Source organism: Neobacillus vireti, assembly GCF_001026695.1.
GTDB lineage: Bacteria > Bacillota > Bacilli > Bacillales > Cytobacillaceae > Neobacillus > Neobacillus vireti.
On record NZ_LDNB01000021.1, the window covers coordinates 120,224 to 142,954 of the forward strand.

Sequence of the window (22,731 nt, forward strand, 5' to 3'; positions counted from 1 at the left end):
AAAAACCATATATTATTTGAATTACCACTGATTTTCATTCTCAATTAAAAACACATTTTATCAATTAGAATTGACAGACACTTTTTCTCGCAGTACAATCAAATTATTAGGGGGGAGATCAAGATGAGTTCAGGTGCAAAAGTACTCACAAAAAAGGAACAGAATAGTAGCCTTTTAGAAAAAATCAAACCACATTTGGAACTAATTGCTGCATCGCTAAGTGGTGTTTTCATTGCCCTTGGCTGGATTTTCGATAAATATGGATTTGGAACGGACTCCATTATTTTTTACTTGCTGGCATTTGTCATCGGCGGGTTTGCAAAAGCAAAGGAAGGCATTGAAGCCACGTATGAAAACAAGGAATTAAATGTAGAAATGCTGATGATTTTTGCCGCTGTTGGTTCGGCGATTATTGGTTACTGGACAGAAGGGGCCATTTTAATCTTTATTTTTGCCGTCAGCGGTGCCTTAGAAACCTACACCATGAATAAAAGCCATAAGGAAATTTCCTCTTTAATGGAGCTTCAGCCGGAAGAAGCCTTGCTAATCAGCAATGGCTATGAAAAGCGAGTTCCAGTCTCGGAGCTTCGAGTTGGCGACCATATTCTGATTAAACCAGGTGAACGGGTGCCATCTGATGGAATGATTATTAAAGGACAGACAAATATTGATGAAGCAGCGATTACCGGTGAATCGATGCCCGTCTCTAAAGGAGAGCAGGCAGATGTGTTTGCCGGAACCGTAAATATGACAGGTTCTATTACCGTACAGGTGACAAAGGAAAGCAGTGACACCCTTTTTCGAAAAATTATTCAGCTTGTACAATCCGCTCAAAGTGAAAAGTCACCGTCGCAGTTGTTTATTGAACGCTTTGAAGGAACCTATGTCAAGGTTGTTCTGCTCGTCGTGGTTGTTATGTTTTTCCTGCCTCATTTTTTACTAGGATGGAGCTGGCATGAATCGTTTTACCGCGCAATGATTTTATTAGTGGTCGCCTCCCCTTGTGCTTTGGTGGCTTCGATCATGCCGGCGTCGTTATCGGCGATTTCGAATGGGGCCAGACATGGGATATTAGTAAAAGGCGGTGTCCATCTTGAAAATTTAGGTCATCTTGAAGCAATAGCATTAGATAAAACCGGCACCCTTACAAAGGGGAAACCGGAAGTAACCGAGGTGCTTGTGAAAGAAGGACTTAAAAAGGAACAGCTCATTTGGCAGGCGGCATCGATAGAGAGCCATTCGAACCATCCACTTGCGATAGCGATTGTGAATTATGCTAAGCGGAATGTAACAAAAGAACTTTTTCATCCTGACAGTCTCGAAGATATACCCGGCTGGGGGGTTAAGGCAGAAATTAATGGAGAACAATGGAAAATTGGCAAGGCCGCTTTCGTTGGGAAGGAAGATGTCGACCAGTTTGCTGATGGAAAAGCGAAAGAACTCGCAATTCGTGGTAATACCCTTGTCTTCATTGAAATCAATGGGGAGCTTTGTGCGATGATTGCCTTAAAGGATGTCGTTCGCGAGGAAACGAAGTTGGCAATTAATCATTTAAAGAAACAGGGCATCCATACCGTTATGCTTACGGGTGATAGTGAGAAAACCGCTCGTGCAATAGCCGCTGAGAGCCATGTTGATGAATTTTTTGCTGAATGCCTGCCGGAATCAAAGGTAGAACACCTTAAACAGCTTAAAGCCAAATATAAAACTGTTGCCATGGTAGGAGACGGGATCAATGATGCTCCTGCACTGGCGATTGCCAACATCGGGATTGCGATGGGGGGAGGAACAGATGTTGCACTGGAAACAGCCGATATCGTGCTGATGAAGAATGACCTGCCGCGAATAGCTGACGCCATTAACCTTTCACAACGAATGAATAAAATTATCAAACAGAATGTCATTTTCTCAATTTCGGTTATCATGCTCTTGATTGCATCAAATTTCTTTCAGATGCTTGATTTGCCATTTGGAGTTATCGGCCATGAAGGCAGCACCATCCTTGTTATTCTAAATAGTCTTCGGCTGTTAAAGTCGTGAAAAAAAGGACCCAATGGGTCCTTTTTTTATGACTAATTGTTAATGATATCCATTCGAGCCATTTGCTGACCCTGAAGTTTTTTGTTTTGGGTTACTCTTATTTCCTTTTTGCTTTGTACCGCCATCTTTTTTCGTATGTTTTGTCAACAGTAAAACCTCCCTTTATGTTAGGGCGAAGGCCCATATGGATAGTTTGGACAGATAAGATTTTTTCATAAAGGAAAGTATTAGCAGTTCGTACGATTTCTTTCACTGTAAAAGGCATTGATTTCTCCGCCAATAATAATAATAAATGCCGATATATATAACCAAATCATTAACACAATGATGGCCCCGATACTTCCATAAGTAAGTGAATAGTTACTAAAGTTCCCGACATAGAAGGATAATCCTATTGAGGAGATAATCCATCCTATTGTCGCGAAAATGGCGCCGGGAAAACTACTGCGGCATCGCAATTTCACATTGGGTGCAATCCAGTACAATCCGGTAAACATCAGGAACAAAATAATGGCGCTTACCAGCCAGCTTAACGCATTCCACAGCTTAATAAATTCGCTGGTGTAACCAAATTTTGAAAACAAGAATAGTCCAATTTCCTTGCCGAAAACCGGTAAAACAATGGCAAGGATAAAGACAAAGATCATCCCAAATGTTAATAGTATTGCCACTCCTCTTGAAACAATAAATGAACGGCTTTCCTTCACATTGTAGGCCTTATTAAGCGCCCTTACGATAGCATTTATTCCGTTAGAGGCAGACCAAATCGTCCCGATAATCCCGAATGAAAGCAAACCGCCATTCCGATGGTTCATAATCTCTTTTACATTTTTTTCAATGAGATCCATCGCTTCAACTGGGGCAAAATCCCTTATTATTCCCAGCATGTCCGGTTGTTGAATCGGTAAATAGGGCAGCAGTGTGAATAATACAATCAGGAGTGGAAACAAGGAAAGAAGAAAAAAATAGGCTAACTGCGCACTCAATCCTGGAATGTCATCTTCTCCAATCCGGTGCCAAAGCAATTTTAATAAAGAGGAGCGTACATTCCCTGTCTTTTCCATGTCCAGCCCTCCTTTTAATTAATTTTTTCCTCTTCACCCATTACGTCTTCTATGAGTTGTGATTCCTCATTCTTTGAAAAGGCATCTTTTGTGTCTTTTAAGATATCAGTCACTTGCGGTGTCAGCTCGCGTATTTCATCAACCTTAGTTGTTATGTAGGAAATATCTTCCTTTACCTGCTGTGCGGTTGTTTTGATATTGGCCGCAGTTTCTTTTGCCTTATCGATAATTTCTCTAGGATTACATAGAACTTCGGAAACCTTGCTGGATGTTTTTTGAACGTTCTCCTTCATTGCCAGTCTGGTCTGTTTATCTAAAAGGCTGATTGCTCCGCCTGCAATCGCACCGATTAGCATTCCTCTCCAGAATTGATTTTTCTTCGTCATCTTAAACTCTCCTTCCACAATCATAATTATCATTAATCTTTCTCCAATGAAAATTATACCAAAATAAGCTCAACTTTATTTTGCTTATATCAATTCCCTTTTGCAAGCCCGTCCAAACTTTTATATACTTTCTACCGGAAATATAAGGCCTCTTATTCAAAACCAATATGGCGTTCCACACCACCATTTACTATGGAGACATATTCAGAGAATCATTCCTGCCAATAAAGGCGGTGTGAGCAGAGCTAAGGTTCACTTCATTCATTGTCCAAAAATGTACATCAAACACTAAACTAGACTATACTAATTTGCTATTGCGGCGCTCCGCCCCTTTTCCATAAGTAGGTTTGTATTGACAGATGCTTTTTAACATGAAAAGATGAGAATATTAATTCGGAAAGGGTGGCCGAAATGAATTTATCTCAAAAATCTGTTGAAAATGTCGAATATATGATTGAACAAATAAAAGAAAAGTTAAAGGTCCTCAACCTCGGAGCAATCAAACCGTCACACTTTGATGAAGAAATGTACGAGGAATTAAAGGAAATTTATGAGATGGTCCTAAGGAAAAATTCTTTTAGCCCAAATGAAATGCAGGCATTGGTGGAAGAACTAGGAAGTCTAAGAAAGAAATAATCAGAAAAGCGCAAGCGCCCTGGTCAGCGGCGTATGGCCTGGAGTGCTCCAACTGAGATAAAGGAAACACGGTGAGCGAAGCGAACCGATGTTGACTTATCGTAGGGCGGAGCGCGAAGGACATTAGCCGCTAGGGCGCTGGAGCTAGCCATTCGAAAACCCGTTATTGCGTCTGAATAACGGGTTTTTTGTCTATTTTTGATCTGTTAGGATAATCGGGCCGTCTTTCGTAATCGCGATCGTATGCTCATATTGCGCTGAATATTTACCGTCAAGCGTACGTGCTGTCCAGCCGTTCTCATCCATTTTTGTTTGGTACCAGCCGACATTTACCATCGGTTCAATTGTAAAAACCATTCCTTCTTTAATTCTTGCCCCTTTACCAGGCAGCCCATAATGCGGAACATCCGGTTTCTCGTGAATCACCGCGCCAATCCCGTGGCCGATAAAGTCTCTAACAACTGATAGTCCTTCACTTTCAACATATTTTTGAATCGCGTGGCCAATATCACCTATGCGATTACCCACTACCGCCTGTTCAATTCCCTTGTAAAGAGCTTCCTTAGTCACTTTTAATAAATGATCTGTTTCCTCGGAGACCTGGCCAACGGCATAGGACCAAGCAGAATCAGCTAAAGCACCATTGTATTTGACAACCATATCAATCGTGACAATGTCGCCCTCTTTTAACGGCTCTTTCCTCGGAAAGCCATGACAAATTTCATCATTAATACTCGCGCACGTTGCATATTGATAGCCTTTATATCCTTTTTGTTCTGGAGATGCCCCCTTTTGTCTTAGAAATTCATCAACAAATTCTTCAATCTCCCACGTTGTAACACCTGGTTTAATTAATTTTGAAATTTCTTTATGACAGGCTGCCAGTATTTCTCCTGCCTTTTTCATGGCTTCAATTTCTCGTTGTGATTTAAGGACGATCATGTTATTCCCTGCCTTTTTGAATTATTTTTATGTATAATGAACCATATTGTTCATCTTAGATATTTTTCCATGTGAAAATTATACTTAGGACACCTATGGCAACACTTTTAATAGTAACGCTAACCTAGCATTTTTTCAAAATTTCTATCTTGCTTGAAAAGCTTTAAACAATATTTTTCAATGTTCATTATTTTGTAATATTACGCCGTTCTTTATATGGTACTTTCTTATTCTTTTTGGTAGAATTAATATATCAACAATAACAATAATAATAATTAGGTGTGTGAGAATCAATGATTGGTGACCGCGTAAAAAAATTCCGCTCAGAAAAGAAAATGTCACTGTCCGAACTTGCTGAACAGGCGGGAGTTGCAAAATCTTATTTAAGTTCTCTTGAAAGAAACCTGCAAAAGAATCCTTCGATTCAATTTCTTGAAAAAATTGCTGCAGTATTAAATATTCCCATTGAACATTTAATCCATGAACAAATTGATAAGGATCAATTAGACAGCGATTGGATGAACCTAGTCCAAGAGGCAATGAATTCTGGTGTTTCAAAAGAACAATTTCGTGATTACCTTGAATTTAATAAATGGCGGAACAAACAAAATAGTGATTAAGCAGTAAACAAGAAAAAAAGCATTCTACAAATATTTTTGCAGGATGCTTTTCTTTCGTTATGTAATTGCTCAGTTGTTATTCGTGATTAGCTCTAATCCTCCATGTTGATTAAAGAAGTCACGAACCTCTTCGATGGTTAGTCCAAGTTCCTTCGCTTCTAATATGAGGGTCATCCATTCCTGATCGATAACATCAACCTCTTTTTCTGTTATAACCAATATCCTCACCCCTAAAATACAATTCGTATTTCAGGCATCCCGGCCATCATAGCAAGCGTTTCACCTGCCTTAGACCCTAGGCTTTGCGTCCCTGCCTTTCAACAGGTTTGCCTTTTTCTGATTCAAATTTCTCAAGACCATCACCGATTTCTTATCTCGTTAAGCAACAACTAGTTCTTTATTCATAATTACAAATGATATCCTCATTATATCTAGTTCTTTTTTAACAGGGTGTTATATTTTGTCATTTCATTTGAATTTTCACACTTCTTTTTACTGCAAATTTTGGCAAGTTTCGACAAAAGTACCCATTTATTTTATAATTTCTGTAAAAAAAAAGGGAGGTTGATTTTAGTACAAATTCCCTCCGCTTTTCTTATCACCGATGGCTTAGCCCCTTGCTGAAGTATTTCTGAAATGTTTCAAGTAATTTTTGCTGGTTCAAATCGGGGTGGACGGTTTCGCTCGTTTGGACTGTAATCATTGAACATGAAATCCCAATTTTGCAGGAATCTTCTGTGTTAAGACCTTTTAAATAGCCAAATAGGATTCCGGATATAAGGGCATCGCCTGCTCCTGTTACATCCACAATCGGAACACTTGGAGGTACAATGGCACCTGCTTCCCCATTGTTGGTAAAATAAATTAATCCTTTTTCATTCCTAGTAATAACTACTTTCTCGACACCGCTTTTTAAGATTATTTCTGCTGCACGATAGAAATCGCCTTCAGAGCTAATTTCTAATTTTGACAGGGCCTCGGCTTCCTTTTTATTGGCAATCAGCCAGGTTACACCGTCTAAGGAGACTGGCAATTTAGCCGTTTTAGCTGCTGACACAGTCGCAATACAAAGCGGAATTCCTTCGTCTTTACTGCAATTTATCACTTCATTGATTATTTCAGCGGGAAAATTCGTATCTAATAGAATCATTTTTGCATTTTGAATATGGGGCCAATTTTTTTCAATAAAGGATTCTTCAACCTCATCGTATATTTCCATGTCTGCAAAAGCGACAGACATTTCACCCTCTTCATCAAGCACTGCTGTATAGGTTCCCGTGGATTTCCCATCGATTATTTCTGTTAGATTTATATCTGCGAAATGATTAGTGTTTTGCAGCAGCCATTCCCCTTCAGTATCGGATCCAATATAGGCTAATAACGAAGCATTAAGCCCTAGGCGCCCAGAGTTTTCCGCGACATTACGTGCTACGCCGCCTCTGGATTTCGTGCTAATCGCAGGATTCGAAGTACCAAGCTCTAATTGTTTCAGTGCTTGAATTTTCAAATCCACGTTGGCACCGCCAATACAAAGAAGTTTTTTTTCTTCTGAAATTATTGCATTCTGTTTCATCATTGTCAGTCCTCACTCCTCTATAACCTTATTGAGTTATGTCAGAAAGGCAATAATAATCTCTACTTATAACTATTAGATATTAATCCTTGAAATCCTCTTGGTTATTAATGGGAATTAAGAGGATTAAAGCCGATAAAACCGCTAGGTATGCAGTATTAATACTTATTTTCATTGTTTACTACAAAAAAATTTGTCTAAATTGCGACATTTAGAATATAATATAAACAACTTTAAAATTTACTTAATATTCAGAATAATGGTGGTGGATCATGCTATGACCTTTATCCATGTGTTAAACTTTTCAATCCCGATTGCGTTTATTGTATTTGCTGGTTTTCTACTTGATCGAATGTGCAAACCTGATAAACCAATTAAAAAAGCTGGTGAGGAGTAAATCTATTAATTAGATCGTCTCTTTCACACAGCTTTTTCTTTTGGATTCAAAGAAAAGTAATTATTTCACTACACATAGGGAATGCTATAAGGGTAGATGAAAGGAGTGCTTAAGTATGTCACGTGGAGAACATTTTGAACACAAAAAGAAAAACCATCCTGGTAATTTCCCTAAGGACAGTCTAACGGAAAAACATGTAAAGGAAGCAATTGGGGATGAAGAATTCCTTGTAACCCGCGAAGCCTTTAAAAATAGAGTCGAAGAAGAGGATATGCGCGGAGATACTGCCCGTTTGCTGCCGGAACAAATGGAGTAAAAGGCGTGGACTTCTCACGCCTTTTATTTGGAACTTAGTATGTTGTATTTTCTGTATTTAAACTTCTAATGAATTGCGAAAACTCAACCGTTTTCAACCACTCAGCCGCATTTTCGATATCTTTCGAGAAAACTCGGTCCTGTTTAATCGAAGGAACCTGCTCGCGTCCTTTTTCGTAGAACAGCTTCGTATGGCTGGCCATTTTATCGACCCCGCGGATTTCCACTGCCTGCATCGCACAAATCAACTCAATTGCCAGCACTCTTCTGGCGTTCTGGATAATTTGATACGCATGTCTTGAGGCAATCGTTCCCATACTGACATGATCCTCTTGATTGGCCGAGGAAGGAATTGAGTCTACGCTTGCTGGATGTGCCAGTGTTTTATTTTCTGATACAAGCGCAGCTGCGGCATATTGCATAATCATAGCCCCGGATTGCAAGCCTGGTTCAGGACTTAAGAATGGGGGCAGATCATTTAACTGCGGATTCACTAGTCGCTCAACCCGTCTTTCTGAAATATTCGCTAGCTCTGCGACAGCCATTTTCATAAAGTCCATCGCAAAGGCGATCGGCTGACCATGGAAGTTCCCCCCGGAAATGACTTTGTCACCATCATCAAAAATTAATGGATTGTCAGTAGCAGCGTTTATTTCTATTTCTAGTTTTTCTTTTACATAATCAAGCACCTGCCAAGAAGCACCATGAACTTGCGGGATACAGCGAAGTGAATAGGCATCCTGAACCCTAAGCTCCCCTTGCTGTGTCGTTAACAAACTGTCGCTTAAATACTGACGGATTCTAGCCGCAGTATCAATTTGCTGTTTATAGCCCCTTGCAATATGCACTTCTTCTGCAAAAGCGTCAATAATCCCGTTTAAACCCTCCATCGTCATCGACGCGATGAGTTCACTTTCATGTGCTAACTGCTCGGCTTCAAGATAGCCGACAACCCCCATTGCCGTCATCGCCTGGGTACCATTAATGAGGGCCAGGCCTTCCTTTGCCTCCAATGTGACAGGTAGTATCCCCTCTTGCTGTAAGGCAATTAGTGCCTCCATCCGCTGTCCTTTGTAAAATACTTCACCTTCACCGATTAAAACTAAAGCTAAGTGGGATAGCGGCGCCAAATCCCCGCTCGCCCCGAGTGACCCTTGCTGAGGAATAACGGGAATTATGTTGTGGTTTACTAAGTCTAATAGTTTTTCAATAACAAGCGGTCTTATCCCGGAATAACCTTTTAACAAGGCGTTGGCCCGAAGGAGAACCATTGCTTTTGCCACAGCCTCAGGAAACGGGTCGCCCACTCCACAGGCATGAGAACGAATTAAGTTAAGCTGCAGGTCCTGCACATGATCTTTATCAATGAGAACATCACTAAATTTTCCAAAGCCCGTGGTAATTCCGTAAACTACTTTTGCTTCTGAAACTATTCTTTCAACTGCTTCGCGACTCTTTGCGACACCTTCCATGCTTTTTTCGGATGCGCTGACCTTTTGACTGTGATATAAAACAGCATTTATTTGCTCTAATGTTAAACTTCCACCTGTAAGTGTAATCATTTCTATCCCGCTCCTCTACCACTTTATCACAATAAAGAAAGAGGCTGGATTCCATATCAGATTAGATTTGGAGTCCAGCCTCTTTTATAAAAATTACCGCATATTGATCTGTCTTTTGGAAATGCCTCATCGGTTATCATTCCATTCGATTAACTTTCTTTCTAATAATTATTGTATGAGAAGAAAAGCTTTCCTGTCAATTAAATTTTCTGAATTTTAGCACGATAATACTTTAGCAGGATAGTATGTAAAAGGGAATTTGGAGTGTTTGTAATTCCTCAAATTAAGGTGGCGGGCACTGACGACATATATTTGTGCGGTTACTACATATTTTTAGCCGCTTACGACGTATTTTTTGACGCTTACGACGTATTTCCGGTCATTTATTACCTATTTTTCATAACTTACGACATTTCCTGGGTATTAATTGGTAATTTACTCGTATCTAGAGAACTTACGACATTTTTTTAGCCTCTTACGAAGTATTTCCGGTCACTTATTACCTATTTTTCAAAACTTACGACATCTATTTAAGAAAGCTTTCTTTGTGAATACCGGGCTCTTAAGTTGAGGATACGAAAAAAAGGACTGTACCAAGTCCTTTTCTTTGAGAGAACATCAATTTTTTAGATTAACTAACCCTTTTTTTATGAAGATTTACTTCAATTTTAGGTTTTTTAAAGCATCTGCCAAAGCCGTATTAATTGGCTCTTCTTCCTTGTTTTGGTTTTTTAAATATTTTTGTACAGTCCGTTTATCCACTTTACCAGCAGATTCTTTTTTACGGCGCGCTTCGAAAGTAGATAGTTTCTCACGATACCCGCATTTACAAACAAAAATTTGTCCTTCCCCTTCGCCGCGAAGCTCCAGTTTTTTATGGCATTGTGGGCAGCGTGCATTTGTGACGCGGGAAACATTTTTACGATGTCCACATTCCCGATCTTGGCACACAAGCATTTTACCCTTTTTTCCGTTTACTTCAAGCATAGGTTTTCCACAGTCTGGACAATTCTTTGTAGAGATGTTGTCGTGCTTATACTTTTTATTGCTTGCTTTAATTTCAGCAACAATTTCTTTCGTGTAGTTTTTCATTTCGCTAATAAAGACTTCTTTTTTCAACTTACCATGTGCAATTTGATCAAGCTTTTGTTCCCACTCGGCTGTCAAAGTCGGTGATTTAAGCTCCTCAGGAACTAAGTCTAGCAATTGACGACCCTTCGAAGTAATATGAATGTCTTTGCCACGACGCTCGATTAAGAATGAATTGAATAGCTTATCAATGATATCCGCCCGTGTAGCAACAGTACCAAGCCCACCCGTGGATTTTAAGGTATCTGCTAATTGTTTATTTTTCGTATCCATATATTTCGTTGGATTTTCCATTGCCGACAGTAATGTCGCCTCATTAAAGCGGGCAGGCGGCTTCGTTTGACCTGATGTTTGAGCGATTAGTTTTACGTTTAGGGTGTCGCCTTTTTCAATCCGTGGTAAAATCTGTTCTTTCAGATCATCACCTTCATCGTCTTCGTCAAGTCGATTATTGTAAACTTCTTTCCAACCAAGCGATAAAATAGTTTTGCCCTTAGCAACGAAGTTTTCCTCACCAATTTTTGCACGAAGCGTTAATTGCTCGTACTCAAATGCCGGGAATAATACTGCTAGGAAGCGTTTTACAACCAAGTCATAAATTTTCCGTTCTTTATCTGTAAAAGTTGAAAAGTTCACATATCCTTCTGTAGGAATAATCGCATGGTGATCGGATACCTTGCTGTCATCAACAAAAGCTTTTGATGCCTTAATTGGCTTTTTTAAGATTTTGCTTGTTAGTAAGCGATATTCACCAATTCCACATGCCTTCAGACGCTCTGGTAAAGTTGGAACAATGTCGGATGAAATAAACCGTGAGTCTGTCCGTGGATACGTTAAAACTTTATGCTGCTCGTACAACTTTTGCATAATATTCAATGTTTCCTTTGCAGAGTACCCAAAGATTTTATTTGCATCGCGCTGTAGTTCTGTTAAGTCATATAGACCTGGAGAAAAAGTCTTCTTCGGCTTTTTTTCAATTTCCGTTACCTTGGCATTTTGCTTGCCAAGTTTTTTTACAATCGCATCGAGTTTATCTTTATCAAAACTGCGGCTGTTGCCTTTTACATCCTGCCATGTCAACTTTAATTGGTCTATTGTTTGCGCTTCGATGCCGTAATAAGTTTGTGCTTTGAAGTTTCTAATTTCGTCCTCACGGGCTGCAATGATTGCAACAGTAGGTGTTTGTACACGACCACAGTTTAGTTGTGCATTGAACCTGGTTGTTAATGCACGTGTTGCATTAAGACCGATATACCAGTCAGCTTCTGAACGTGCAACAGCTGATGCATATAAATTTTCATACGATGCGCCTGGCTTCAAGTTTGCAAAGCCGTCTTTAATCGCTTTATCCGTTACAGATGAGATCCATAGACGTTTAATTGGTTTATTGACTTTTGCTTTATCAATAATCCAACGTGCGACTAATTCTCCCTCTCTCCCTGCGTCTGTAGCCACAATTATTTCATTGACATCATTTCTAATCAGTTGACTTTTCACAGCATTAAACTGCTTTCCAGTCTGTTTAATGACTGTCAACTTTAACCGCTCAGGCAGCATAGGCAGATCTTCTAAATTCCAAGTTTTATATTTCACATCATAACTTTCTGGGTCAGCAAGTGTAACTAGGTGTCCTAGTGCCCACGTAACGATATATTTATTTCCTTCAAGATACCCGTTTCCTTTTTTATTACAATTCAGCACACGTGCTATATCACGTGCGACAGAAGGTTTTTCAGCAATGACAATACTTTTTACCATAGTTAAACATCCTTTCGAATTTCCATAAGTTAAATATAGCATACGTGCTTGCTTTTTATCTTGTACTTACTTCCGGCTGGATAGTATGATAAAAAGGCATGAAAATAGAGAAACGGGGATTTTTCACATGAGGATAAGGGATTGGGATTCTAATTTAAAGGTTCGCTTGTTTGGGGAAGCGATGATGAATATTACCTTTTGGATGTTTTTTCCGTTCTTAACGATTTATTTTGCGGAAGAGTTCGGTAAAAATAAAGCAGGGCTGTTATTAGTTTTTTCACAGATTTTTTCCGTGATTGCTAATCTGATGGGCGGATATTGTGCCGATCGTTTTGGGCGAAAACGGATGATGGTTCTTTCTTCCATCGGGCAAGGACTTTCCTTCTTAGCCTTTGCCATCGCCAGTTCACCATGGCTTCAATCCCCTTGGATGGGCTTTGTCTCGTTTGCATTTGCTGGTGTGTTCGGTTCTTTTTACTGGCCTGCGAGCCAAGCGATGGTAGCCGATGTTGTGCCCGAAAAGGACCGGAGCAATGTGTTTGCCATTTTTTATACGTCTATCAATATAGCGGTGGTAGTCGGTCCAATATTAGGGGCGATTTTTTATGTCCACTATCGCTTTCAGCTGTTGCTGGTAGCAGGTGCAGTGTGCATATTACTGGGTCTAATCCTGGCGAAATGGACGCGGGAAACCGCACCCATTCAAAAAACAGCTGCGCTTTCCAGCGGTGGAAAGTGGTATTACTTTTTAGTAAATCAGCTGAGAGATTATGGGCTTATTATTAAGGATAAAACCTTTCTGTTATTTATCATGGCGGGGGTTTTAGCAGGACAGACATTTATGCAATTGGACTTATTAATTCCAGTTTATATAAAGGATTTTGTAAAAAATCAAACCCTCTTTTCCATTGGCAATTGGTCGTTCACTCTAAAGGGTGAGCAGGCATTTGGAATTGTCCTTGCCGAAAATGGCTTCCTTGTTGCCCTATTTACAGTTTTCGTGACGAAGTGGATGGGAAAATATTATGAAAGAAACGTGTTTGTTCTTTCCTCGGTAGTCTACGCGATTTCAATTGTTATTTTCAGTCAAACGCATTGGATTTGGGGATTAATAATCGCGATGGCGGTATTCACGTTTGCTGAATTAATGGGTGCCGGACTGCAGCAAAGCTTCGTTTCCAGACTTGCTCCTGAGCATATGCGGGGACAATATTTTGCCGCCGCAAGCTTGCGCTACACACTTGGTCGGACAATTGCACCACTTTCCATCCCGATGACGGTTTGGATTGGCTATGGCTGGACGTTTTTCGTTCTAACTATTCTCGCTTTGGTCAGTGCGGGCTTGTATTGGGTGATGTTTTATTCATTTGAAAAACAAAAAATTTCAGCTTAAATAAGAAATCACATAAGGTAAATAGCAATTCGCAAATAAAAGGTTGAGAATCGCAAATAAACAGCATAAATTCGCAAATAAAAGGACTAGATTCGCAAATAAACAGCACAAATTCGCAAATAAAATAGATTTGCGGTGGACCAATGCCCTCTGTGATTTATTTATCAGCGGAAATTTATGTTTTATCAGCGGTTTTAGTTCAGATCGGCGAATTTTTGATTTTATCAGCGAATATTTACTATTTTTCATCGAATCATCTAAAACAAGAACCTTTCCGATATCCATTTTTCACCTTAAGGCAGCGTGGCTATAGAATATCTAAATTGTCTTCAGCACACTAAGATTTCATAAATATTTTTTAACAAATTGTCAATAAATTGTACTAATTTGTTCACATTTACCCCTTTTAATATTATAATTACCTTGTAAAGGTTTCTATTATAAGGACGGTGGAATTAATGGAATTATCACAGTTCATGGCTCCAACTTCATTGTCAGGCATTATTACATTTTTAGTTCTATTTTCAGCAGGTGTTTATTTTAATATAAAAGTATATGGTAGCAAGCTACGGTAAAGATGAAAATCTTTACTTTTTTTTTGCGTTTTTAGACTAGAAGTTCCGGTTTCTTTTTCCAATTAAAAACGCTACAATATAGGAAGATTCTGAAAAAGGAGATTATACATATGAGTGAATTTCAAAAAAACCTTGAAAAATATGCTGAGCTGGCCGTCAAGGTAGGCGTTAATGTTCAGCCAGGTCAAACGTTAGCCATCAATGCCTCCATCGATGCTGCAGAATTTGTCCGTTTAATTGTAAAAAAAGCCTATGAAACAGGGGCGCAGAATGTCGTTGTCAACTGGAACGACGATACGGTTACAAGAACAAAATATGATTTAGCACCAGATGTGGCCTTCCAAGAGTATCCAGTTTGGCGTGCCAAAGAAATGGAAGAGCTTGCTGACAAAGGGGCCGCCTTTATGTCAGTCGTATCTTCGAGCCCTGATTTATTAAAAGGCGTCGATCCTGAACGTATTTCAAACTTCAATAAAGCGGCTGGCACGGCGTTAAAAAACTACCGAAAAGCAATGATGTCAGATAAAGTCAGCTGGACCGTTATTGCCGCAGCCTCACCGGCATGGGCCGCGAAAGTATTCCCGGATGAACCTGCTGAAACCCAAGTAAGCAAGCTTTGGGATGCAATTATCAAAGCTACTCGTGTCGACGTAGAGAATCCAGTAGAGGCATGGAAAAAACACGACGAAACTCTTCATGCTAAGGTTGACTATTTAAATGAAAAACGATATCAGAAGCTTCATTATACAGCACCAGGCACTGATTTAACGATTGAACTTCCGGAAAAACATCTTTGGGTTGGAGCCGGCAGCGTGAATGAAAAGGGATTTGAATTTATGGCCAACATGCCGACAGAAGAAGTTTTCACTGTCCCATTGAAAACAGGTGTTAACGGTACTGTGGCAAGTACAAAGCCGTTAAGTTATGGCGGCAATATCATTGACCGCTTTTCAATTACCTTTGAAAACGGAAAAATTGTCGGCGTAAAAGCTGAGGAAGGCGAAGAGATTTTGAAGCGTCTTGTGGACACTGACGAAGGCTCACATTATCTTGGTGAAGTCGCACTTGTTCCTTACGACTCACCTATTTCACAGTCCAATGTTCTTTTCTTCAATACCTTGTTTGATGAAAACGCCTCTAATCATTTAGCAATCGGAAGTGCCTATGCCTTCTGTATCGAAGGCGGCAAGACAATGTCTGCTGAAGAATTGGAGAAGAATGGTCTTAATGAAAGTCTTACCCATGTCGATTTTATGATTGGCTCAGCGGAAATGGACATCGACGGAATTACTGCTGATGGAAAGATTGAACCGCTATTTAGAGCAGGTAATTGGGCATTTTAGTTTGCAGGCTCATTAAGAGCTGTGTAACTGGTGGTTTAAGTTTACAGCATTATTAAAGAGCAGGAATTCTGCTCTTTTTTCTATTGTTGGAAGAACATAGCACTTGAATTTTCACCTTGGTTAAAGCTAAAATATACTTTTAAGAAAATAAGAACTGTTTGTGGGGGAATCCTTCTTGTGGAATGACTTTAAACAATTTGCAATGAAAGGCAATGTCATCGATTTAGCGGTCGGGGTTGTTATCGGCGGTGCATTTGGCAAAATCGTTTCTTCCCTTGTCGCCGATGTTATTATGCCGTTGGTTGGAATGATCATCGGGGTCGTAGATTTTAGTGATTTAGCCTATGGGAAATTAAAATACGGCCAATTTATCCAAACGGTTGTTGATTTCTTAATTATTTCTTTTTCCATTTTCCTTTTTGTGAAGTTTCTATATCGGTTTAGGAAGAAAGAGGAATTAGATGAGGTCCCTGAGAAAGTAGACCGAAGTGAGGAACTTTTAGCCGAGATTCGCGATTTATTAAAAGAAGATAGAGATATTTCAAGAAAAAATGAAACATCTTGACTACTTTTTCGTATAACTTAAATAAGAAAAGCGAAAGCGCCTTGGTCAGACCCGACAAGCGCTGGAGGGCCTGACGGTGAAGTCGCTCTTTGACTTCATTGGCAGGTCCGAAGCGACTCGAGGGGCTAGGCGCTGTAGCTGGACAATAAGAATATTTTTTTAGAGGTGAATAAATTGTATACACAAACATCATCGACTCAATTTTTACCTTCTGTTTTACGGACGTTTGCGCTATCCCTTGCGATTGCCTTCTTGGGCACAATGATAGGGGTATTTGTTCCACCAGCTTTATTCCTGCCGTTAGCTATTCTGGAATTTGTCATGCTCTTAACTGCTTTTTTCTTTAGACGTAAAAAATCAATGTCCTATTCATTCCTTTACATTTTCACGTTTATCTCAGGTATTACCTTATATCCAATTGTAGCTTTTTACTCAGCTACTGCCGGTGCCAATATTGTTGCCATGGCCTTTGCCAGTACAACAGTTGTCTTTACAGGCGTTGCCATTTACGCAACAAAATCAAAGCATAATTTCTCGTTTTTAAGTGGATTCCTGCTTGCAGCCCTACTTGCTATGGTGGCAATTGGGATTTTCAACATGTTCTCTCCACTAGGATCTACAGCAATGCTTGCATACTCTTTTATCGGTGTATTAGTTTTTAGCGGCTATGTTCTTTTCGATTTTAGCCGAATGAAACACTATGGAGTTCGAGCTGAAGATGTGCCGTTAATGGCTTTAAATTTATATTTAGATTTTATTAATCTATTCATCAGCATCCTGCGTATATTTGGGATTCTTAATAGCAGAGATTAGTTAAAAGGAGCTTGGATATCCAAGCTCCTTTAATTTTTAATTATAATAAAATAAGGTTAATCCGCGCTGAATCATTTGTTGGACGGAAGGGTCCCAGTCGGTGTTTTGCAGCTTTTCGACAAGCTGAGTAACAGTAGGATGACTTGGGTTATGCTTTTGATAAATTTCTAGCAGTTCCAGCCGCAATAGCCATTCGCGTTGATATTTGTCCTCCAGGACGGCTAAAATTCTATCAACCTGGGATAAACTTTGTTCATTCCAATTCGATCCCTCACGTATGTTACGTACTTCTTCATACAGCGTCTCTAATTCATTCCAACTTCGCTGAACTGCACTTTCTTCAATTTCTTCAGCAGGCTTGAACTGATAATAGGCGTCAGGATCTGCCGCGCCTGCGAATACAGATGGAATGCCGGCACCAACAGCCATATCAAACGTCCCCCAATCTGGTTCAAAAAGGACTTGATCCTCATAAGTCACAGTACAATCCTTAAATGAAATTAAGATTGGCTTCGCTCCTGAGGACAGAATGCCAGTGACTGTGCCCTTAACAATGACACCGCTTTCAAAATGAAGCAATGCTGCCTTTCCTTCGCTAATTCCTAGATCGCGTACTTGATCCTCCGAGCATTCTTCAAGTGCAATACCAGCATCTAAAAGGCCAATCGGCGTTCCAAAGCCTTTACGATGGGTTTCGATGCCATGCCCCGTTAATTGCTTATTCTCGAAGGATAATGCGGTCGGTCCTTTTGTCCACAAATAAACAGCTTCCCCGTCATCATCCTTCAAAATTGTCGCTACCGTGCCAGTTACCTGCAAACCAGAAGAAAAACAAATCGTAGCGACACTATCGGACTGCAGTGCTTTCTCCAGACCTTCCGTGCCGCCTTTGCGAAATGCCATCGTGGCGGCAAATTGATCGATAGCTGAAACTAATTCACCAAAGTTTTTACAAACAAATAATTGCGGCTGAGGTTTGGTGACATCATATGGGGTCCTCACGCACTCTTCTACGGTAAATGGAATCTTTTGGACATCATCCGCTAAACAGCTCTGGCTCTCGCCTACCGATGAAAGCAAACCTGCTCCGTAAATTTTTGGATCACTGAGCTCGCCAATTAGGCCATATTCCACTGTCCACCAAAACAGCCGGGACACTTGATCGGCTTCAGATATACCTTTTACCTTTGTGCGTGCTTCAGCTACCTGACGTTCCGCCTCTTTCACTTGCTCTTCGGTCGAATGAGGATCTTCAGCGACAATTGTTAAATGACGAACCGCTTTAAACACTTCCAGCTTTTCCTTACTAGAAATAGCTTTGGAACCCATTTCGCCGATCTTTTTCACAAATCCACGGTATGATTCATCTAATAAAATCGGAGCGTGACCAGCTGCTTCATGAATCATATCCGGTGCCGGTGTATAGGCAATGTTTTCTATCTTTCGTATTTCTGTCGCAATCGGTAAGATGCCATTTGCTAAAAAGCCATAAAAAGCGGAGCCGGGAATTAACCCATCGATTGTCACAGCCCCCCAGCCCACCTTTGCGAGGCTTGTATTCATGTCATCTACCTTTGGAATTGATTCCGTTTTGATACCCGAATCCTTTAACCCATTTACATAGTAGGGGTGGGCGATTCCCTTTAAAAAATAATGATTTTGCTTCATGACAAACCGCCAGACTGCATGATCGATCGGAGAATAGCTATCATAATACTGTTTAGAAATAAATTGCTTTAATTGGACAGGAATCTTTTTTACAACATTTCCAATCATCGTGAACCTTCCCCTTTTCAAAGAATATTTTGGAAGCCATCAAGCAAGTGACAGCATTTTCGGCCGCAGCCTGTCTTTCGCCCTTTTCATTCTTGTTTTTACAGTCGACATCGGCAGATTGCTTTTCCTAGCTATCTCTACTAAAGAAAGATCTTGATAGTAATAAAGATAGATAGGATTGCGATAAATTTCGGGCAATAGGTTGATCTTTTCAGCCATTTGTTCTGCTGAAAATTTATGTAAGACTTCCTCTTCCGGAATAAACGCAGGTTCGAATGTAACGGAATAGGAATATACTTCTTCCCTCCAGAAATGTTTTGACTTATTTTCTTTGCGCCAATAATCACGGCACTTATTAATCGCGATGGTAAAAAGCCAGCTTTTGTATTTACTTTTTTCCTTAATCGAGGGATAAGCCAAATAGGCAGAGAGTAAAACCTCCTGATAAAGATCCTCCGCAAGTTCTTTATGTTTTACTAACGAAAAAATATATTTAAAAATGGCTTTTCCATGTTCCTTTACTAATTCTTCAAAAGATTGTGTAAATCCTTCAAGCATTTTCATCCTACCTTTCCTTCTGTAAAATGTTGTTCATTCTATTAGACGGAAAGGACCTTGCTTACCCCTACAGATGAATGGATAATATTTTTATCGATTCGCTGCCTTTTGAACCAATCCCTTCATAAATATCGAAACACCAATCTTCTTACAAATCGTTAAATAATGCATCAGCGCTAATAAAACAGACCCTGTATTCATCCCAATAATAACCCCATTCATTCTCCAATCCATTGATGAACCAAGCCAGAGAATAAGGGCAAAGGAAATGACAGTCGACCAAACGATATGAATAAACGCCTCTTTTATCATGTCGAGGCCAATCATGAAGGCCTGCAGCGGCATGATAAAGAAATGAAATAAGAAAAACGGCCATAGCAATTGCAGAAAAACAGCAGATGTTGCTGATTTAAAAAACAAGGAAGTTAATTCTGGAGCAAAAAAATAGAAAAGGGTCACGGCTGCAACTCCGTATACCACCGTGAGTTTCATCACCTGCTGAAGCATTTTTTGCAAGGTTGGATAATCCTTTTGAGAATGAGTCTTCGACACGGCCGGTATGAGAACAATCAGTAATGAGTGGGCGATAAATGCCGGGAAGAACCCAATGGACATGGCCACCCCCATCAGCATCCCAAATTGCTCTGTAGCCAATATATCGGTCATACCCGAGCGTACCAATGCCGCCTTAATGATAAAAGGCTGAATCGCTCCAGTGAAGGCTGAAAACAAACGCAAGCCAGTTGTTGGAATCGAAACCGCCATTAAATTTTTCCGAACCACTTTCCTGTTTAAATTGGAAAAAGGCTGCCGTTTTAGCTGCTGAAATTGCGCAATAAACAGGTAGATTAAATAAAGAAACACAATAATTTCACTGCCAATCAGAGTGCCAATGGCAACCAGCAATGCTGCTTCTGGATCGAAGGCAAAGAAGCGAAACAGAACAAACAGACCACCGAGTTGAATGATTTTCCTGAGAAAGTTGGAGACGGCGATTTTTCCCATCTGCTGCATACCCATGAAATAGCCTCTGGCAACAGAAGTGAACGAAATGACGGGGATGAGGATCATCACAAGCCATCTGACATAGGGGTGATAGGTATTAAATACCGGAATAAACGGCAGTATCGCCGCAGCCACTAAAAAGAGAATACTGGTAAAGATGATGGTAATCGTTAGCGCGTGATAAAGAATATTTCGATGGAAACGTTCCTCCCGTTCGGCAACGAATTTGGAAATCGACACCTGCAGTTCAAAGCTCGAAAGCAGGACAATTAAAAATATCGTAGGAAGAATCGACATATACATCCCTAACCCGTGTGAACCCAACTCCCGTGCCAGAATCATATTAACCAGGACTTCAATGCCTTCTCCTAAGAAAGCAGACGCCGCTAAAAAAAATATCCCTCTGTAATAAATAGCCACTTTCAAATTCCCTCTTTCCTATCTCACTTTTATAAACTTATGAGACAAGTACTTTGAATAGTAGGGAATTTTTTTTACAACGTAAAAAAGGGCAATTAATTAGCCCTTTTTACACATTTGGAGTAACGATTTGTTTACCGTCATTTTTTTTAACCAAGAAGGTCATGAACACAATCACGGCCAATAAAAGCAGTTGTGTTCCAGTAGTTTCCCAAGTCGGGTAAAGTCCCAGCCAATCAATAAATGGCAGTTTTTCAACCGTTGTCGTCGAAACCACCTTGGAAACCTGCAAGGCATGAATACTGATGCCAAGAATTTTAAAGGCTAAAAAGTAAATGAGAATGGTTGCCGCTTTAAAAAATAAGCGAATCGGAATTTTTACACTGTATTTAATAATCGCGAAGCCGCTGACTGCTAAAATGACAACCGCGAGAATGATTCCAGTGACAAGCTGTGCTATACCTATATATGGAGTAATGCCGGCATAGAAAATAATCGTTTCTGCCCCTTCACGGAAGACCGAAAGAAAACTAATAAATGTAAATGAAATCAGGCTTCCTTTGGCAATGGCTTGCTGTATCTGTTGATTAATATACTTATTCCACTGACCGATACTCGACTTATTATGTAGCCAAGCCCCGATCGTCAGCATCATCACAACTGCGATAACACCTGTTAGCCCTTCAATATATTCCCGGCTTGAAGCAGCAATAATTTGTGAAAAAACAATGTTAATAATAATCGCCAGAATCGCACTAGCGAAAATACCAGCGGCAACACCGGACCAAATCCACTTTTGTTTTGAGGATTGACCCATCTTTTTCAAAAAAGCCAATAATGTTGCCACAATTAATAAGGCCTCTAAACCTTCACGTAATAAAATCAGAGCCGCATCCCAAATCGAATAATTCGTTTTGCTCAGTAATGGAGCTATCCGTGTGTTTAATTCCCTAATGATGTCGGAAGCCTTTTCGGCATTCACCACTTTTGAATTTAACAGACTTATCCCGGCAGGAATTTTGGTTTCTATATCACTGTATAATTTAGCATCCCTTGTCTGAACATCACCCTCCACCATCGGCCAAATGGTCAGGGTTTCATTTAAATCGGCGCTTGCACCTTTGTAATCATTTTGTGCAATCTGTTTTTCCGCTTTCGTTAATAACGAGGAAAGGTCTGAAAGCGTATAATTTCCCTCAAGCTGTTTCGAGACATTTCCAGCTAAGTAGTTTTCCACTTCGCTTGTCAATTGTTCAATGTTCGTTTGTGCCTTTTTCCAATCGGAAGGTTCCTGTGTGATGGCAATTCGAATAAGGGCCATGTATTTTTCAATGTTCCCGTAGGAAGCAATACTCTCATCATGGACAGCTATTTCTGATGCCGTCCATTGGTTTAGCAGCGCTTGATACTTTGCTGTTATCCCCGTTAGATTCTCATCCATGATGGCCCCTTTAAGATTGTTTATCAGTGGCAGCAACTTTTTGACTTGCTCTTTTCCTTTCACTTTATCTTTAGGATTCTGTTCTTGATCATATTGAACCACAGCGCTCGATAAGGATGAGAGGCTCTCTGAAAGGGCCTTTGTGTCTTCCATACTAGCAGCTAGTAATCTTTGAACCTTTTTCAGCTCTTGATCTACCTTTTTTGCCTGTTTGCTATCAGCACGCTTCATTGCTGCCCATTCATTTGCAAACAGTTCCATATTTTTCGTAACAGCTGTATAATCCCCAGCCTTTACTTTCATTAAGCTATCGCCAATAAGTACAAATAGCTCGTCATGATTTTCGGCCGCTGCGACCGGATGGATTGTTTGAAAAGAAACCAAAAGGATCATTAATAATAGTACAGATTTGCATATCGTTGAACATCGTTGCATCAATCTCTCTCCTCACAAAGGAACA

General features: G+C 40.1%; 19 protein-coding genes and 1 riboswitch. Of the genes, 8 read left to right on the forward strand and 11 right to left on the reverse strand.

Annotated features, from left to right (window positions below):
• The first annotated feature begins 123 nt into the window (after positions 1-123).
• Positions 124-2,040 carry a heavy metal translocating P-type ATPase gene (locus tag AA980_RS24235; protein WP_024029729.1) on the forward strand — a complete coding sequence of 639 codons (1,917 nt, stop codon included), beginning with the start codon at positions 124-126 and terminating at the stop codon, positions 2,038-2,040.
• Positions 2,041-2,267: 227 nt separating this feature from the next.
• Here the strand turns inward: AA980_RS24235 and AA980_RS24240 are convergent, their stop codons facing one another.
• Together AA980_RS24240 and AA980_RS24245 are read right to left on the reverse strand one after the other, a co-directional pair.
• Positions 2,268-3,104: a YihY/virulence factor BrkB family protein gene (locus AA980_RS24240; RefSeq protein ID WP_024029731.1), complete on the reverse strand. Its 837-nt coding sequence runs from the start codon at positions 3,102-3,104 to the stop codon at positions 2,268-2,270.
• A gap of 14 nt (positions 3,105-3,118) precedes the next feature.
• Positions 3,119-3,523 carry a YtxH domain-containing protein gene (locus tag AA980_RS24245; protein WP_024029732.1) on the reverse strand — a complete coding sequence of 135 codons (405 nt, stop codon included), beginning with the start codon at positions 3,521-3,523 and terminating at the stop codon, positions 3,119-3,121.
• 378 nt (positions 3,524-3,901) lie between these two features.
• Between AA980_RS24245 and AA980_RS24250 the strand changes: the two genes are divergently transcribed.
• Positions 3,902-4,126 (forward strand): DUF1128 domain-containing protein, encoded by a 225-nt coding sequence (locus tag AA980_RS24250; protein ID WP_024029733.1) that lies wholly within the window; start codon positions 3,902-3,904, stop codon positions 4,124-4,126.
• Between the two features lie 192 nt (positions 4,127-4,318).
• Here the strand turns inward: AA980_RS24250 and map are convergent, their stop codons facing one another.
• Entirely contained in the window at positions 4,319-5,068 is a 750-nt protein-coding gene (gene map, locus AA980_RS24255; protein ID WP_024026556.1) for a type I methionyl aminopeptidase, read from the reverse strand.
• Between the two features lie 293 nt (positions 5,069-5,361).
• On the opposite strand from map, the gene AA980_RS24260 reads away from it, so the two are divergent.
• On the forward strand, positions 5,362-5,688 hold the full coding sequence (locus tag AA980_RS24260; protein ID WP_024026555.1) for a helix-turn-helix domain-containing protein: 327 nt from the start codon (positions 5,362-5,364) through the stop codon (positions 5,686-5,688).
• Positions 5,689-5,757: 69 nt separating this feature from the next.
• On the opposite strand, the gene AA980_RS26695 is transcribed toward AA980_RS24260, so the two are convergent.
• Together AA980_RS26695 and AA980_RS24265 are read right to left on the reverse strand one after the other, a co-directional pair.
• Positions 5,758-5,907, reverse strand: a complete 150-nt coding sequence (locus tag AA980_RS26695) for an anti-repressor SinI family protein (protein WP_024026554.1) — start codon at positions 5,905-5,907, stop codon at positions 5,758-5,760.
• A gap of 30 nt (positions 5,908-5,937) precedes the next feature.
• Positions 5,938-6,029: riboswitch (cyclic di-GMP riboswitch) on the reverse strand.
• 257 nt (positions 6,030-6,286) lie between these two features.
• The gene (locus tag AA980_RS24265) at positions 6,287-7,264 is read right to left on the reverse strand and encodes a carbohydrate kinase family protein (protein WP_024026553.1); all 978 of its coding nucleotides are present in this window, start codon (positions 7,262-7,264) and stop codon (positions 6,287-6,289) included.
• 509 nt (positions 7,265-7,773) lie between these two features.
• Between AA980_RS24265 and AA980_RS24270 the strand changes: the two genes are divergently transcribed.
• Positions 7,774-7,974 (forward strand): hypothetical protein, encoded by a 201-nt coding sequence (locus AA980_RS24270; protein ID WP_024026552.1) that lies wholly within the window; start codon positions 7,774-7,776, stop codon positions 7,972-7,974.
• Positions 7,975-8,008: 34 nt separating this feature from the next.
• Here the strand turns inward: AA980_RS24270 and hutH are convergent, their stop codons facing one another.
• Together hutH and AA980_RS24280 are read right to left on the reverse strand one after the other, a co-directional pair.
• Positions 8,009-9,535, reverse strand: coding sequence for a histidine ammonia-lyase (gene hutH / locus AA980_RS24275; protein WP_024026551.1), 1,527 nt, complete (start codon positions 9,533-9,535; stop codon positions 8,009-8,011).
• Positions 9,536-10,192: 657 nt separating this feature from the next.
• Positions 10,193-12,382 carry a DNA topoisomerase III gene (locus AA980_RS24280; RefSeq protein ID WP_024026550.1) on the reverse strand — a complete coding sequence of 730 codons (2,190 nt, stop codon included), beginning with the start codon at positions 12,380-12,382 and terminating at the stop codon, positions 10,193-10,195.
• 127 nt (positions 12,383-12,509) lie between these two features.
• Between AA980_RS24280 and AA980_RS24285 the strand changes: the two genes are divergently transcribed.
• The 4 genes from AA980_RS24285 to AA980_RS24305 all read left to right on the forward strand — a co-directional run bounded on the left by AA980_RS24285 (position 12,510) and on the right by AA980_RS24305 (position 17,071).
• Complete coding sequence (locus AA980_RS24285; RefSeq protein ID WP_024026549.1) at positions 12,510-13,775, forward strand: MDR family MFS transporter; 1,266 nt, start codon at positions 12,510-12,512, stop codon at positions 13,773-13,775.
• A 685-nt stretch (positions 13,776-14,460) separates the two neighbouring features.
• Positions 14,461-15,693 (forward strand): aminopeptidase, encoded by a 1,233-nt coding sequence (locus tag AA980_RS24295; RefSeq protein ID WP_024026547.1) that lies wholly within the window; start codon positions 14,461-14,463, stop codon positions 15,691-15,693.
• A gap of 175 nt (positions 15,694-15,868) precedes the next feature.
• Positions 15,869-16,258 (forward strand): large-conductance mechanosensitive channel protein MscL, encoded by a 390-nt coding sequence (mscL, locus tag AA980_RS24300; protein WP_024026546.1) that lies wholly within the window; start codon positions 15,869-15,871, stop codon positions 16,256-16,258.
• Between the two features lie 174 nt (positions 16,259-16,432).
• On the forward strand, positions 16,433-17,071 hold the full coding sequence (locus tag AA980_RS24305) for a Bax inhibitor-1/YccA family protein (RefSeq protein WP_024026545.1): 639 nt from the start codon (positions 16,433-16,435) through the stop codon (positions 17,069-17,071).
• A gap of 36 nt (positions 17,072-17,107) precedes the next feature.
• Here AA980_RS24305 and AA980_RS24310 read toward each other — a convergent pair whose 3' ends face one another.
• From AA980_RS24310 to AA980_RS24325, 4 genes are all read right to left on the reverse strand, one after another.
• On the reverse strand, positions 17,108-18,847 hold the full coding sequence (locus AA980_RS24310; protein ID WP_024026544.1) for an aromatic amino acid hydroxylase: 1,740 nt from the start codon (positions 18,845-18,847) through the stop codon (positions 17,108-17,110).
• A 39-nt stretch (positions 18,848-18,886) separates the two neighbouring features.
• A complete protein-coding gene (locus tag AA980_RS24315) occupies positions 18,887-19,411 on the reverse strand; it encodes an RNA polymerase sigma factor (protein ID WP_024026543.1) in 525 nt (174 codons plus the stop codon).
• Positions 19,412-19,495: 84 nt separating this feature from the next.
• Positions 19,496-20,830 carry a polysaccharide biosynthesis protein gene (locus tag AA980_RS24320; protein WP_034723083.1) on the reverse strand — a complete coding sequence of 445 codons (1,335 nt, stop codon included), beginning with the start codon at positions 20,828-20,830 and terminating at the stop codon, positions 19,496-19,498.
• Between the two features lie 109 nt (positions 20,831-20,939).
• On the reverse strand, positions 20,940-22,706 hold the full coding sequence (locus AA980_RS24325; protein WP_024026541.1) for an FTR1 family iron permease: 1,767 nt from the start codon (positions 22,704-22,706) through the stop codon (positions 20,940-20,942).
• Positions 22,707-22,731 lie beyond the last annotated feature (25 nt).

Coding starts and splice junctions, on each gene's coding strand:
- AA980_RS24235 (WP_024029729.1), top strand. CDS start 124: ATGAGTTCAGGTGCAAAAGTACTCACAAAAAAGGAACAGAATAGTAGC.
- AA980_RS24240 (WP_024029731.1), bottom strand. CDS start 3,104: ATGGAAAAGACAGGGAATGTACGCTCCTCTTTATTAAAATTGCTTTGG.
- AA980_RS24245 (WP_024029732.1), bottom strand. CDS start 3,523: ATGATAATTATGATTGTGGAAGGAGAGTTTAAGATGACGAAGAAAAAT.
- AA980_RS24250 (WP_024029733.1), top strand. CDS start 3,902: ATGAATTTATCTCAAAAATCTGTTGAAAATGTCGAATATATGATTGAA.
- map (WP_024026556.1), bottom strand. CDS start 5,068: ATGATCGTCCTTAAATCACAACGAGAAATTGAAGCCATGAAAAAGGCA.
- AA980_RS24260 (WP_024026555.1), top strand. CDS start 5,362: ATGATTGGTGACCGCGTAAAAAAATTCCGCTCAGAAAAGAAAATGTCA.
- AA980_RS24265 (WP_024026553.1), bottom strand. CDS start 7,264: ATGATGAAACAGAATGCAATAATTTCAGAAGAAAAAAAACTTCTTTGT.
- AA980_RS24270 (WP_024026552.1), top strand. CDS start 7,774: ATGTCACGTGGAGAACATTTTGAACACAAAAAGAAAAACCATCCTGGT.
- hutH (WP_024026551.1), bottom strand. CDS start 9,535: ATGATTACACTTACAGGTGGAAGTTTAACATTAGAGCAAATAAATGCT.
- AA980_RS24280 (WP_024026550.1), bottom strand. CDS start 12,382: ATGGTAAAAAGTATTGTCATTGCTGAAAAACCTTCTGTCGCACGTGAT.
- AA980_RS24285 (WP_024026549.1), top strand. CDS start 12,510: ATGAGGATAAGGGATTGGGATTCTAATTTAAAGGTTCGCTTGTTTGGG.
- AA980_RS24295 (WP_024026547.1), top strand. CDS start 14,461: ATGAGTGAATTTCAAAAAAACCTTGAAAAATATGCTGAGCTGGCCGTC.
- AA980_RS24310 (WP_024026544.1), bottom strand. CDS start 18,847: ATGATTGGAAATGTTGTAAAAAAGATTCCTGTCCAATTAAAGCAATTT.
- AA980_RS24315 (WP_024026543.1), bottom strand. CDS start 19,411: ATGAAAATGCTTGAAGGATTTACACAATCTTTTGAAGAATTAGTAAAG.
- AA980_RS24325 (WP_024026541.1), bottom strand. CDS start 22,706: ATGCAACGATGTTCAACGATATGCAAATCTGTACTATTATTAATGATC.